The organism is Pedobacter sp. BG31, from assembly GCF_042464845.1.
In the GTDB taxonomy this organism is placed as follows: Bacteria; Bacteroidota; Bacteroidia; order Sphingobacteriales; family Sphingobacteriaceae; genus Pedobacter; species Pedobacter suwonensis.
Map to the genome: position 1 here is coordinate 342,309 of NZ_JBHNZK010000002.1, position 14,168 is coordinate 356,476.

8 protein-coding genes are annotated in these 14,168 nt (G+C 44.0%); all 8 read left to right on the forward strand.

What is annotated here, in order from left to right; all coding sequences use genetic code 11:
• Positions 1–100 precede the first annotated feature (100 nt).
• The 8 genes from ACFE6N_RS04650 to ACFE6N_RS04685 all read left to right on the forward strand — a co-directional run bounded on the left by ACFE6N_RS04650 (position 101) and on the right by ACFE6N_RS04685 (position 14,167).
• Positions 101–1,921, forward strand: a complete 1,821-nt coding sequence (locus tag ACFE6N_RS04650; RefSeq protein ID WP_378934287.1) for a class I mannose-6-phosphate isomerase — start codon at positions 101–103, stop codon at positions 1,919–1,921.
• 6 nt (positions 1,922–1,927) lie between these two features.
• Positions 1,928–3,343, forward strand: a complete 1,416-nt coding sequence (locus ACFE6N_RS04655; RefSeq protein ID WP_378934289.1) for a sugar porter family MFS transporter — start codon at positions 1,928–1,930, stop codon at positions 3,341–3,343.
• A 66-nt stretch (positions 3,344–3,409) separates the two neighbouring features.
• Positions 3,410–6,562 carry a SusC/RagA family TonB-linked outer membrane protein gene (locus tag ACFE6N_RS04660; protein WP_378934291.1) on the forward strand — a complete coding sequence of 1,051 codons (3,153 nt, stop codon included), beginning with the start codon at positions 3,410–3,412 and terminating at the stop codon, positions 6,560–6,562.
• 23 nt (positions 6,563–6,585) lie between these two features.
• Positions 6,586–8,208: a RagB/SusD family nutrient uptake outer membrane protein gene (locus ACFE6N_RS04665; RefSeq protein ID WP_378934293.1), complete on the forward strand. Its 1,623-nt coding sequence runs from the start codon at positions 6,586–6,588 to the stop codon at positions 8,206–8,208.
• Between the two features lie 13 nt (positions 8,209–8,221).
• The gene (locus tag ACFE6N_RS04670; protein ID WP_378934295.1) at positions 8,222–9,349 is read left to right on the forward strand and encodes a SusE domain-containing protein; all 1,128 of its coding nucleotides are present in this window, start codon (positions 8,222–8,224) and stop codon (positions 9,347–9,349) included.
• A 47-nt stretch (positions 9,350–9,396) separates the two neighbouring features.
• Positions 9,397–10,602: a glycoside hydrolase family 76 protein gene (locus ACFE6N_RS04675; protein WP_378934297.1), complete on the forward strand. Its 1,206-nt coding sequence runs from the start codon at positions 9,397–9,399 to the stop codon at positions 10,600–10,602.
• Positions 10,603–10,620: 18 nt separating this feature from the next.
• The gene (locus ACFE6N_RS04680; RefSeq protein ID WP_378934299.1) at positions 10,621–12,975 is read left to right on the forward strand and encodes a GH92 family glycosyl hydrolase; all 2,355 of its coding nucleotides are present in this window, start codon (positions 10,621–10,623) and stop codon (positions 12,973–12,975) included.
• A 22-nt stretch (positions 12,976–12,997) separates the two neighbouring features.
• A complete protein-coding gene (locus ACFE6N_RS04685; protein ID WP_378934301.1) occupies positions 12,998–14,167 on the forward strand; it encodes a glycoside hydrolase family 76 protein in 1,170 nt (389 codons plus the stop codon).
• Position 14,168: the final 1 nt, after the last annotated feature.

The window sequence follows — 14,168 nt, forward strand, 5'->3', positions numbered from 1 at the left end:
GATGGTGCAACTATGATCACGATTAAAGCATTGTTAACGGAATAAAAAGATTCTCATTTCGTATACCTGAAATTCGTGGATGCCAGAACTTTGTATGAACATGGATCAAATTCAAAATATAACATACCAGCACCCTTATCCCAATATGTCAATAGAAGAACCGATGCGAAAGACCGAGCAGGAAATTATGCCGGCATTTATTAAAGAAATCAGCAAACCGCAGGGCTACGATATCTACCCCTACTTTGCGCTGGGAGAAAAACAGATTTTTAATGGTTATGCTGCCCTTGCCGATTACATCACGCAGCAAAAAACCGTCATTGTGGATGGTTATGTGGGGGTATATTGGAATTTATTCATCCGCTCGCTTAAGAAAGCGCTTGAATCCAGGAAGTTACGGGTGCACATTATAGATACAGCTTCTTTTTTTAAAGATGAAGAACTGATTGATGAAATGATGCTGGACTTTTTGGGCGAGAAGGACGGGGTGTGGGGAAAAAAGACCACACTGAGCCTGGGTGATTTTTTTGATCTTGAAGCTTTAAAGGCTTCAGCAGTGAATGAAGATTGTGATGTAAACATTATGATCGGCTGCGGAGCTTCCCTAAGCGAATGGGATGCCTCACTGATTTATGTGGATTTACCCAAAAATGAGCTGCAGCACCGCATGAGTGCGGGCGCCATCTGCAATTTGGGCAAGTCTGGTCCGCAGGAACCAACTGAAATGTACAAACGTTTTTATTTTGTAGACTGGGTGGTACTTAATGCACATAAAGAGCAAGTGGCAAAAAATATTGATGTCTTTGTTGATGCGCAGTGGGATGAAGACATCAATTGGGGTTATGGCGATGCGGTTCGGGCAGGGCTTAAGCAAATGTCCACTTCAGTTTTCCGTGCAAGGCCGTGGTTTGCCCCGGGCGCCTGGGGTGGGCAGTGGATGAAAAAGCATATGCCCCAACTTGATCAAAATGAGGTTAATTATGCGTGGTCTTTTGAGCTTATTGTTCCGGAAAACGGCCTGGTGTTTGAAAGTGACGGCCTGCTTTTAGAAGTTTCTTTCGATTTGTTGATGTTCGAACAGGGAGAAAATGTACTCGGTAAACATTATCAGTGCTTTGGATATGAATTTCCGATACGCTTTGATTTTCTGGATACCTTTGACGGCGGTAACCTTTCTATCCAATGCCATCCAAGTCTTGAATATATTAAAGAACAGTTTGGAGAAAATATCACTCAGGATGAAACCTACTATATTCTGGATTGCAATGATGAGGCGAGCGTGTACCTGGGCTTTCAGGAAGACATCGATCCGGCTGCTTTTAGAACAGTACTGGAGGACAGTAACCGAAATGGGGTAGAAGTAGATATTGAGCAATACGTACAGTGTCACCAAGCAGAAAAGCACGATCTGTTTCTGATTCCAAATGGAACCATTCACAGTGCAGGTGCACATAACCTGGTGCTTGAAATTAGTGCAACACCCTATATTTTTACTTTTAAGATGTATGATTGGTTGAGGCTGGACCTCAATGGCAAGCCACGGCCAATTAATATCGAACATGCTTTTAAAAATCTCGATTTTTCACGAAAAGGAAGTAAGGTAAAACAAGAGCTCATTTCCAAACCGACTGTCCTTTTTGAAAAGGAAGGGTTTACCTGTTATCACCTGCCTACCCACGCCGAACATTTTTATGATGTACATCGCCTGGACTTTGATCTACACGTTGATGTTGAAACGGACAATGTTTGTCATGTTTTGATGCTTGTTGAAGGAGAATCGGTTACGGTAAGCACTGCCGACGGCTCGACCATGCATTTTCAGTATGCTGAAACTTTTGTAATCCCGGCAGCGGCCGGAAGCTACAAAATTGTAAACAACGCTAACCAGCAGGCCAAAGTAATCAAGGCTTTCTTAAAATAAATAATCATGATGCAAGATACACAGATCGATATTAAAAAAAGCCGTTCCTATTTGTACTTAGTTTGCCTGGTGGCGGCTTTGGGTGGCTTTTTATTCGGCTTTGATACAGCGGTAATTTCCGGAACAATAAGTTTGGTTACAAAAGATTATAGCCTTAATGCAGTAAGCGAGGGCTGGTTTGTAAGTTGCGCGCTTTTAGGTTGCATCATCGGGGTAATCATTTCAGGTAAACTCAGCGATAAATTCGGACGGAAAATCGTCCTCATCCTCTCCGCCTTTCTTTTCCTGACCTCTGCGCTGGGCTGCATGTACGCAGGCTCTTTTTCTTCTCTAATTGTATTCAGGCTGATTGGGGGCATCGGAATCGGCGTGGCCTCGATGGTATCACCACTTTATATTTCAGAATTTGCCCCATCTAAACTTAGAGGAACGATGGTTTCCTTATATCAGCTTGCTCTAACCATTGGTATTGTGGTGGCTTATTTCACCAATGCATATTTGGCAAGCCATACAGGAGATGCTTATGCGAATGCAGATGTACAAAGAATCTTATCCGGTGAAGTGTGGCGTGCTATGCTCGGTTTGGGCGCATTACCAGCCCTAATTTTCTTATTGTCATTATTTGTTGTTCCCGAATCGCCAAGATGGTTGTTAACTACCGGTCGTAACCAACAAGCAGCGCAAATACTCATCAAAATTGAAGGTGAAGCTGAGGCAAGGAAAGAATTAGAAGCTTTTTCAAATCGGAAAATTTCAGAAGAAGAAGGTTCATTTAAAACACTTTTCAAGCCAGCGTACCGTAGGGCGCTGTGGATCGGGCTTTTGCTTCCTTTTCTATCTCAGGTTTGCGGCATTAATGCCGTTATTTACTACGGTCCGAGAATATTGGAACAAGCTGGCTTTACGCTGAACAATGCGCTTGGTGGGCAGGTAACCATTGGCTTGGTAAATGTTGTATTCACTTTTGTAGCAATTTTTACGGTTGATAAATGGGGAAGAAAACCTTTGCTTTATATCGGGGTTGGAGGGGCGGTAATCTCACTCATCATTATCGGTATGCTTTTCCAGTTCGGCGTAATCTCTGGTCCGTGGATCCTCATTTTTATCCTCGCTTTCATTGCCTGTTTTGCTTTTTCTTTCGGGCCGGTATGCTGGGTAGTTATCGGAGAGATTTTTCCTAACGGCATTAGGGGTAAAGCCATGTCTCTGGCTACACTAACCCTCTGGATCGGTAATTTCTTTGTCGGTCAGCTTACCCCGGTGATGCTTCAGGGCATCGGAACTTCGTGGACCTTCTGGATTTTTGCCATCTGTTGTTCTCCGGCATTACTGCTCACCTGGAAACTGATCCCGGAAACCAAAGGACGCTCTCTTGAAGAAATTGAAGAACACTGGCAACGAAGCCAAAGTATCCCCAAATAAATAACACCAAAAGGACCTAACCATATATCAAAAATGCCTGTAGGCATGCTAACCAATCAAAATGTTATGAGACTCAAAATTTACCAATCAAAAAAACTTAAGTGGTGCTGCTGCAGGCAGCTGGCCTTGCTGTTGGTAGTACTGGTGCTTTTTATGCCAGGTTACCTCGCTGCAAGCCCCTCTGCTTTAACCCCATTGGGGCATGGATCTAAAAATATCACCATAGGTGGAAAAGTAGTGGACGAGAAAGGCAGCGGCCTTCCGGGAGTAAACGTGCAGCTTAAAGGCACATCGGTAGGCACTGTTACAGATGCCAACGGCAACTACAGCATCTCAGTTCCTGATCATCTGGCGTCAGGAAGCCTCTCTTTTTCCTATATCGGTTATACGGGCCAGGAGGTTGCCATTGCCTCGCGAAAAATAATTAACGTAAAGCTGTTGCCTGCTGCCGGAAACGAGTTGAATGACGTGGTGGTGGTGGGTTATGGTACACAAAAACGGGTATCTATAACGGGTTCGGTGAGCACGATTGATGCAAAGAACATCGAAAATAAGCCCGTACTGAATGCTTACCAGGCACTACAGGGCGAAGCGCCCAATCTCATCATTCAGCAAACCAACCTCAATCCGGGAAGTGATGTTACCGTAAATATCAGGGGGGTAGGAACCTTAGGAGACAATACCCCCCTGGTGGTGGTGGATGGTATTGTTGGAGGGAATTTAAATACCATCAATCCAAACGATATTGCGAGCGTATCGGTACTGAAAGATGCCGGTTCTGCTGCCATTTACGGTTCAAGAGCGGCAAATGGCGTAATATTGATTACCACGAAAGCCGGTAAACTCAATCAAAAAACTACAGTTTCTTATAATGGAAGTTACGGTATCCAGGATGCCAATGTGCTGGTACATAAAGTTCCGGCCTGGCAAAATGCCTATTATAAAAACGAATCTTTGGTCAACTCAGGTTTAAGCCCCGCTTATACACCAGATCAGATTCAACAACTCAAAGATCAGGGAGATGGTACCTGGGATATCGACCACCTATTGCGCACCGCGCCACAGCAGTCGCATAATGTAAACATTGCCGGTGGTGGAGAAAAAAGTGCTTTCTATGTTTCGGCAGGTTTCCAGGATCAGCAAAGTAATTTTATTGGCAACGGGGGTGAAGGATCAAAATTCGGCTATCAGAAATACAATTTGAGGTTAAATCAGACCAATGTTATCGGAAAATTAAGAACGAATTTTATTTTGCTTTACACCAAAACCAGAAACAAAACCAACAGCGTGGGCGACAACAATATTTTCGCCGATGCAAACAGGGTTCCTCATAACTTCAACTGGCAAGACGAAAATGGTAACTACCTGACCAATCCTTTTGCTTCACAGTACAATGAATACGGCGTATTGGAAAAAGGCGGATTTAACCAGGCAGATAATGATGAGATCTTCGGATCATTTAATGGCCAGTTTAACATTACGAAAGACTTAAAACTAACTGGCGAATTCGGTGGAACACTGCAAAACAATGGTACATTTTTCCGCCGTACCCAGGTAAACTATCTTCCTTCAGGCGTTTACGGAGATGACCGCTCGGTTTTGGATGCCAATAGCAAATCGCAGCTGTTCAATACCAAAGTTTATTTAGAATACGGGAAAAAGATTTTAGAACACGATTTTAAGGTTCAGTTGGGGGCGTCGAGCGAAAATTATTCACAACGAGGCTTTCAGCTTCAAAAAACATTAACTGACCAATTGCTGGGGACACCAACAACAGGAACTATCGTCGATCCCATTAATTCCAATAATAGCTTAGCCATTAGTTCCAATAGCTTGCAGTCTTTATTTGGCAGGCTAAACTATTCCTTTAAAGACCGTTATTTACTTGAAGCAACAGCACGTTACGATGCTTCCTCAAAGTTTGCCAGGGGCAATCGCGGCAGTTTCTTTCCATCAGTGAGTGCAGGCTGGATCATCTCTCAGGAATCTTTTATGGAATCCTTAAAGCGTACGGTAAGCAATCTGAAACTTCGTGCCTCATATGGGGTTTTAGGAAATCAGAATGTGGGTAACTTCCAGTATCAAACCACCTATTTTAACTATGCAAGTGCATATGGGTTCAATAACATTCCGGTAGGCGGGGCGGGTACATTGTTATCTAACCGGGATTTGACCTGGGAAAAAGCAGCTACTTTAAATATCGGTTTAGAAGCAGGGTTTTTCGACAATTCATTAACAGCTACTTTTGATTACTTCAATAAAGTAACCAGAGATATTCTTCAGCCAAGGCAGGATATTCCAACAATCTTTGGTGCGGCAACGCCTGATTTTAACGTGGCAAAAGTGAGGAGCAAAGGCTGGGAAGCGTCTGTTACTTATAACCTGCGTGGAAAAAATGTAACTCAAAGTTTTAGCCTTAACGTTGCCGATAACCAGAACAAGCTGCTTCAATTATCAGGAGGAGCAACCGAACAGATCATTAATCAGGATGTATTTCAATTGCTCAGACGTGTTGGCGAACCCATTACGCAGTATTACGGCTATCAAACCAATGGATTTTTTCAAAATCAGGCAGACATCAACAACTCTCCGAAAATTGCCGGAAACGCAGTTGTGCCCGGAGATGTAAAATTTAAGGATCTGAACAACGATGGCGTAATTGATGCAAAAGATAAAACGGTATTGGGCAACCCTTTCCCGAGATATACTTTTGGATTTACCTACCGGCTTGCTGTAAAAGGCTTTGATCTTCAGCTGTTCATTCAAGGTGTGGTGAAACGCGAAACTTTCCTTCGCGGAGAGCTTGTTGAGCCTTTTCATTACGGCTATGGTGCTACCGTATATGAACACATGACCGATTACTGGAGCCCAAGCAATCCTGATGCACGTTACCCGATTTTTGCCAACATCGGATCGCCATCGAATACGAATAACTGGAGAACAGGTTCTGACCTTTACAAATATGATGCGGCTTACGCCCGTTTAAAGAATGTGAATATCGGCTATACCTTGCCACAGGCACTCACTCAAAAAGCAGGAATTCAGCGCCTGAGAGTTTCCCTGATCGGGCAGAATTTGTTTACGCTTTCAAAACTTAAATTTATCGACCCGGAAACTTCAGAATTCGGGAATAACCTGAGCACCGGTTCCGCCTCGAACAGTGCCCGTCAGTATCCGTTACCGATTTTTTACGGAGCAGGTCTGGACATCACCTTTTAATATTCACGGCTAGAATTACTTATATGAAATTTTTAAATAAAAACCTCATCATTGCTTTCAGTCTTCTTGCTTTTGCAGGGTGCAAAAAGCTCGATATTGCGCCAACAGACCGGTTTTCAGATTTAACATTCTGGACCGTGGATGTAAATGTAAACAGTGCGCTCAATAATAATTACAGCCTGCTTTACAACAGTTCATTATATTTTGAGCCGGAAGCACTCTCTGATAACGCATATTCACCTTCAGGAGACCTTAACCTGATTGCAAGCGGAAATGCCACTTCGCTTACCGCCAAGTTTGCCGGTGACTGGGCAAGTTATTACAAAACCATAAAGTCAGTTAATATATTTTTAGAAAATGTAGATCAAAACAAAACACTTCCGGCGGCTACGATTGCCAGGATGAAAGCCGAAAACCAGTTTATGAGGGCTTTTGCATTGTTCAATCTAAGTAAATGGTATGGAGATGTGCCCCTTCCTGATCATGACCTTACACCAGAGGAGGCTCAGGTAATTCCACGTAGCTCAAAAGCAGCCGTAAGCGACTACATTATCGCTCAGCTTGAAGCGGCCATTCCTAACCTTCCAAGTAAAGATCAGCTCCCGGCCAGTGAAAATGGTAGGATTACAAAAGGTGCAGCACTTGCCCTGGAGATGAGAACATTGCTTTACCAGGGAAACAAAATGGCTGAAGTTGTGGCGGTTTGCGAAAAGTTAATCAACAACCAGGCAGTCTACGGCACCTATTCATTAACGTCGAATTACAGTGCCTTATTTAGCGACCCTGCAACCAACAAAACCAACAGTGAAAGTATATTATCCCTTCAATATGTTCCAACGGTGAGAACCTGGCAGAATTTCTGGGATTTTGCCCCGAGAACAGTTGGCGGAAGGGTGAGTGCCATGGCTCCGACACAAGAGCTGGTAGATGACTATATCATGCTCAACGGAAAAGGAATTAAAGAAGCAGGTTCAGGGTATGTGGAAAGTAACCCTTATGTAAACCGCGATCCAAGGCTCACTGCAACGGTAGTTTACGACCGGTATACATGGGTAAATCCAAACAATAGCACCAAAACGATTTACATCAGACCGGGTTCAGACCCCGTTCAGCCGGGCCTGGATGAATATTCGCCGGGTTCCCAAAGCGCATCCGCAACAGGCTATTACTGGAGAAAATACTTCGACCCCATTGCGTTGTCAAGTTTTGTATCCGGAAATAACTTACACCTTTTCCGTTATGCAGAGGTGCTGCTCACTTATGCAGAAGCGAAAAATGCTTTAGGGCAGATGGATGCCACCGTATGGGCGAAAACCATTGGTGCGCTCCGTGCCAGGGCTGGTTTCACCGATCCGGCAGCCTTAAGTTTTCCGTCAGGAGATTTAACTGCGGTTATCCGTCGTGAACGCAGGGCTGAGCTTGCAATGGAAGGTTTAAGAACTGATGATATCAGACGCTGGAGAGTGGCGGAAGTTACCATGAATGGCTTTGCCCACGGTGCAAAATTTGCAACTGATCAAAACATAGATGGTGGCTACATCAGAACGCAACAACGCAAGTTTAATCCGCAAAGGGATTACTTATGGGCAATTCCGTCAAGCGAGGTAAGCCTGAACAAAAATTTAACGCAAAACCCTGGCTACTAATCCTTATTAGCATATGAAAAATCTCAAAACATTATTCGCTATGGTGCTGGTGATATGCACCGCTGCAAGCTCCTGCAAAAAGGATGAGCACTCACTTAACGAAAACATAAGCACAACCGGTGCATTAAGCCTGCCGGCCAATATGGCGAGCATAAAACTCACACCGTCTAATGCAGCGGCATCCCAGCAGTTTAAGTGGACGGCAGCAATTCCCGAAGATGGAGGACTTATACTTTATGAAGTGGCCTTCGACAAAGAAGGCGGTAACTTCTCTAACCCGGTTTTTAAAGTCATTTCTGACGGCGGAGGAATACAAGCCCAGGTTACCATATCGCATAAAGACCTGACCAAAATTGCGGCTTTGTGTGGTATTAACTCCTCTTCTACAGGCAAGGTCAGCTGGACGGTAATCGCTTCAAAAGCCAGCAATAAGAAAACCAGTCAGGAAACCAGAACACTTCAACTCGAACGTCCGGCAGGATTCGCTGAAGTGCCAACCGACCTTTACCTCACAGGTTCGGCAACGGAGAGTGGTGAAGATATAAGCAAAGCGCTCAGGTTTAAAAAGCTTGAAGACGGCGTTTATGAACTGTATACTTCCTTAAAAGCCGGAACTTATCAGCTTACAGACAAACCAGTTGCAGCAGCAAGAAAATTTTACGCTGAAGGCAATTTACTAAAAGAAGGCGCTTCAACTATTACCGTTACCGGCAATACGAAAATCTATTATCTAAAATACGATTTTAATGTAGCAAGTGTGGTAGAGGTTAGCGAAATTCAGAGCTTAGGGCTTTACATGTCTGCATATGCGAGCGAAATCGGACAGTTAAACTATACTGCTAACGGCACCTGGCAATCTGGCGCAATACCGGTTGTTTTCTATCCGTTTTCATGGGGTAGGGACGAGCGTTATAAATTTGCGCTTCATACCGCTGCAGGTATAAAATACATGGGCAGCAGCAATGTAAACAATGTAAGCCCGGTCGGTCAGGCAGCATCCTATTTTTATCTGAATGCTGTATCTAACGATCAATGGAACAATACCTATAAGTTCGATCCTGCTGCCGATAACAAAAGTGTGAAGGCAACCGTTAGCCTTGGGGCAACTGGTCCGTATACGCATAGCATCATTATCCAATAAATTAAGCGCTGCCACCGGTGGGTTGCCGGTGGTTTTTAAACTGTTTTATGAAAGCAATACTCAGATATACCGTATTTATGCTTGCCCTTTTTTTCGCAGTTTCATGCAAAAAAGAACCTGCGCCGGCACCAGTTCCTCCACCGCCTGTAGTGCCTCCGGTAGTTCCGGGCGCACCGGTCAATTACCTTCAGCAGGCAAAGGATACCCACAATTTTACAGTGAATAACCTGCTTACCGCCAGCTACGGATACCGGGCCAACACCACAACCAAATCTTCGAATTGTTTTGAGTGGTATAACGTAAGCCAGATTTATGCCGATGCCGCCATGGTTGCTGCAGGAGAAACGGGTTATTTGGTGTATATGAACAATACATTCAAATTCATGGAGAATATGTGGGATAAGAAAGACCTGCGGGGTGGGTATTTCGCATCGGTTAACCTTGATGGCAGCGGCGCGGGCGGAGATAAATATGTGGATGATAATGCATTGAGCGGAATGGTATATCTGGAGGCTTATGAGGTAACAACAGGTGCCGATAAACAGGCTTACCTGGCGAAAGCTAAAGCCTGTGCTGACTGGCTGATTAACAGTGGCCTTTGGGATAACGCTTACGGCGGAGGTTTTTACTGGAACACCCAGAAACCTGAAAAACCAACGCAAACCAATGGATTAACCCTCCAATTGTTCGCTAAGCTGTATGGTTTAACCGGAGCATCCATCTACAGAGACTGGGCAAGGCAGGTTGATGCCTGGCTGAGTGCAAAAATGTTCGATCCAAATACCGGCCTTTACATCTGGAAGATAGATGGCGCCGGTGAAGGTTTAAAACACAACGAAAAATTTACCTACGATAATGCCATCATGGTAGAAGCTTTTCTGATTTATAGCCAGGTTTTCAACGACCCTTCTTATCTAACCAAAGCACAAAATTTGGGTAAAGCCATGAATAATACGCTCTGGAACGCACTATACAAAGGTTATGTTTTCAATACCGCAGAAACCAGGATCAACCCGGCGTGGTGTGCCTGGGGCTCTCAAGCCATGATCAGACTTTATGAAGCCGACAAAAATGAATCCTGGCTGGTATATGCCAAAGAAAATATCAACCGGCTAAATATTGCCAATCGAAATTCAACTACATTGGGCTATTATTTCTTTGCAGGCTTTGATGGCCAGAACCGTTCTACAGAAATGGAAACTGTAGATCAGGCCTGGATGCAAAGACTACAGGCAATGCTATCAAAATTTTAATAACAGATCCTCCATTTTATGAAAACAGGCCTTAAATCGCTATCCGTTCTCCTGATTTTAATTTTTTTTCATGCTATTTCCTATGCACAGGATGTGCTGAAATTTGTGAATCCTAATATCGGTACCGCACACAACAGGTGGTTTTTTTACACCCCCGCAGCAGTACCTTATGGAATGGCAAAACTTGCACCTTCTACCAATGGCAGTTATGGAAACCTGCAGGGCTGGGAGGCCGTTGGTTATGATACCCGGCACACGTCAATAGAGGGCTTTGTGCATTTTCATGAGTGGCAGGTTGGCGGGATCAGCTTTATGCCAACAGCGGGTAGACTGAAAACCGTTCCAGGAGCACTTGAAAAGCCCGGAAGCGGTTATCGTTCAGGTTTTTCGAGGGAAAATGAAATTGCAGCACCAGGGTACTATTCAGTAATTTTGGACGATTTTAAGATTAAGGCAGAACTTACGGCTACAAAGCGTGTGGGATTTCATCGATATACCTTTCCGAAATCAGACAGTTCAAGAATCATCCTGTCGATAGGAAATGTCCAGGGCGAAAGCGGACCGGTAACCGATGCCTCGGTAGAAATGATTGATGATACCCATTTTCAAGGCTATGTAATTACCTATCCTAAATATGTTAAAACCTATGATGAAGGCGGGCGCGTTGCCATGTACTTTTTTGGGGAACTCAATAAAAAGCCACTTACAGTGGGCGCTTTGGCTAAAGATGCCGCAGTAGCGAATCAAAGATCATCGAAAGGAATCGGTGCAGGTTTATATTTAGGCTATAAAACTGCAGAAAAGGAAAGCATCGAAATCAAGGTTGGCCTCTCTTATACCTCCGTTGCCAATGCAAAACTCAACCTGAAAACTGAAGCCGAAGACCTGGGCTTTACTACGGCAAAGGCGGCTGCTCAGCGCGAATGGCGTATTGCACTGAATAAACTTAAGGTATCAACTAAAAATGTTGCAGCTAAAACAAAATTTTATACCGGCCTTTATCATGCGCTTTTAGGGCGGGGAATCGCCAGCGATGTGAATGGAAATTTTCCAAGACACGATGGTACCATCGGTCAGCTGCCTAAAGATGCAAAGGGGAAATTCAGCTACAATTTTATGAATACTGATGCCATATGGGGTGGTTTCTGGAACCTTACGCAACTATGGGCACTTTCTTATCCTACCCATTACAGTGATTTTGTGCATACCCAGCTGGAAATTTATAAAGAACGTGGCTGGTTTGGTGATGGAATAGCTAACAGCAATTTTGTTTCCGGCGTGGGCACCAATTTCGTGGGCTTAGCCATCGCGGGGGCTTATCAGGCCGGCATTCGCGATTATGATTTGAATTTAGCTTATGAAGCGGTAAAGGGAAATGAACTGGGTTATCAAAATCGCCTGGTAGGTTCGGGCAAAATGGATACCAAAAGTTTTATAACGAAAGGTTACGTACCCTATTTAGATGCCGACAAAACAGATTCAACCGGGTCTCATTTTTCCGGTTCGCATACGCTTGAATACAGTTACAGCGCCTTTGCTGCAGCACAATTTGCCAAAAGGTTGGGTAAAACAGCAGATTATCAGAAAATGATCCAACTGGCAGATGGTTGGAAAAATATATTCGATAAAACGTTAAAGCTTGTGCGTCCTAAAATGGAAGATGGCACGTTTATCAACAAGTTTGACCCTTTAGAAGCGTGGCGGGGCTTTCAGGAAGGAAATGCCACACAATATACTTTTTATGTGCCGCAAAACCCTAAATCCCTGATCAATGAGATTGGAGAGAAAACCTTTAATAACAGGTTGAATGAAATTTTCGAAACCTCCAGGAAAAATGCTTTTGGTGGCGGCAAAACCATAGACGCGTTCGCAGGCATACAGTCTCTTTACAATCATGGCAATCAACCCAACCTGCACATCAGCTGGCTATTTAACTATTCTTCATCACCCTGGCTTACTCAAAAATGGACGAGGGCCATATGTGATGAGTTTTATGGAACGGAGAGCATCCACGGTTACGGTTATGGTCAGGACGAAGATCAGGGCCAGCTGGGTTCCTGGTATGTCATGTCATCGCTCGGACTCTTTGATGTAAAGGGATTGACGGATTTCCGGCCAACCCTTCAGATTGGAAGTCCTGTTTTTGACCAGTCAATCATTACACTGGGCAACGGGAAATTGCTGACTATAAAAGCTGAAAACAACTCAAGTGAAAATGTTTTTGTACAATCTGCCTTCTGGAATGGAAAGGTACTTAACCAGGCCTGGCTGTATCGTGATCAACTGATGCAGGGTGGAACGCTTACCCTGAAAATGGGAAGTAAACCCAATAAAAACTGGGGAGTAAAACTGCCGCCCCCATCAGTTCAGTAAACCGCGGTGAGTGATAAAATATATGAAAAAGATCACCTGCATCCTGGTATTGCTTTTTTGTGGTAGTGCCTATGCTCAAACACCCGTCTTCAAAAACATATACAAAGCCCGGGCCGAAGAGATGTTCACTAAAATCTGGACACACTATCGTATCGATAGTTTCCCCGGGCTCTTTAGCGAACATTATCCATCAGGTAAACAGGTAAATCTCGATTATTTTGAGGGTGCGGTTGTACATGAAAAAAAGGTTAGCTTCTTATGGCCTTTTTCCGGAATGTTCTCTGCCGCCAATGTATTGGTTAAATATCCGGATCTAAGGGATAGATATACGCAGTATCTGGATTCACTGACGATCGGTGTTTTGGCCTATCGGGATACCGTACGCATTCCGTCAGGTTATCAGGCATATCCTGTAGCACTTGAAAAAGCAGACCGGTACTATGATGATAATGCATTGGTATGCATTGATTACCTCGAAGCCTACTTCAATACAAAAGACCCGCTGTACGTTAAAAAGGCCGTAGAAGTATTCCATTTCATCGAAAGCGGTTGGGATGAAAACCTGCAAGGCGGCGTTTACTGGCTCGAAGGCCACAAGGATCAGAAACCCGCCTGCAGTAATGGAATGGCAACCCTGGCGGCGCTAAAACTTTATGAAGCAACTCATGAAGTGGCTTATTTAAATTGGGGAAAACGATTTTATAAGTGGATGCATGCCAGGCTTAGAAATCATGATGCCATTTATTACAATGATATAAAGATGGATGGTACTCAGAATGCTACTTATTATACTTATAATACAGGATCTATGCTGGAAGCGGCCGTACTTTTGTATCGCTTTACAGGCGATCGCACTTATCTCTATGAAGCCCGGCTGGTCGCAAAAAATGCCTTCACATTTTTTTCTACCCCGAACAAGGGGGAATTCCGGTTCAGGATTGATCTTCCCTGGTTTGTTACGGTTTTATTCAGGGGATATGAGGCGTTATATAAAGTAGACCATAACCCAACCTATGTTAATGCGATCGCTTCAGATCTGGACCTCGCCTGGAAACTTTCCAAAGATCAATATGGATTTTTAACAGCAAAATGGGCCACCGATCAAGAAAGTAAAGAAAAGCCAAAATGGCTGCTTGATGAAGCCTGTATAGCAGAGCTTTACGGGCGGCTCGGATTTTTAAACATCAAATAAT

Coding starts and splice junctions, on each gene's coding strand:
- ACFE6N_RS04650 (WP_378934287.1), top strand. CDS start 101: ATGGATCAAATTCAAAATATAACATACCAGCACCCTTATCCCAATATG.
- ACFE6N_RS04655 (WP_378934289.1), top strand. CDS start 1,928: ATGATGCAAGATACACAGATCGATATTAAAAAAAGCCGTTCCTATTTG.
- ACFE6N_RS04660 (WP_378934291.1), top strand. CDS start 3,410: ATGAGACTCAAAATTTACCAATCAAAAAAACTTAAGTGGTGCTGCTGC.
- ACFE6N_RS04665 (WP_378934293.1), top strand. CDS start 6,586: ATGAAATTTTTAAATAAAAACCTCATCATTGCTTTCAGTCTTCTTGCT.
- ACFE6N_RS04670 (WP_378934295.1), top strand. CDS start 8,222: ATGAAAAATCTCAAAACATTATTCGCTATGGTGCTGGTGATATGCACC.
- ACFE6N_RS04675 (WP_378934297.1), top strand. CDS start 9,397: ATGAAAGCAATACTCAGATATACCGTATTTATGCTTGCCCTTTTTTTC.
- ACFE6N_RS04680 (WP_378934299.1), top strand. CDS start 10,621: ATGAAAACAGGCCTTAAATCGCTATCCGTTCTCCTGATTTTAATTTTT.
- ACFE6N_RS04685 (WP_378934301.1), top strand. CDS start 12,998: ATGAAAAAGATCACCTGCATCCTGGTATTGCTTTTTTGTGGTAGTGCC.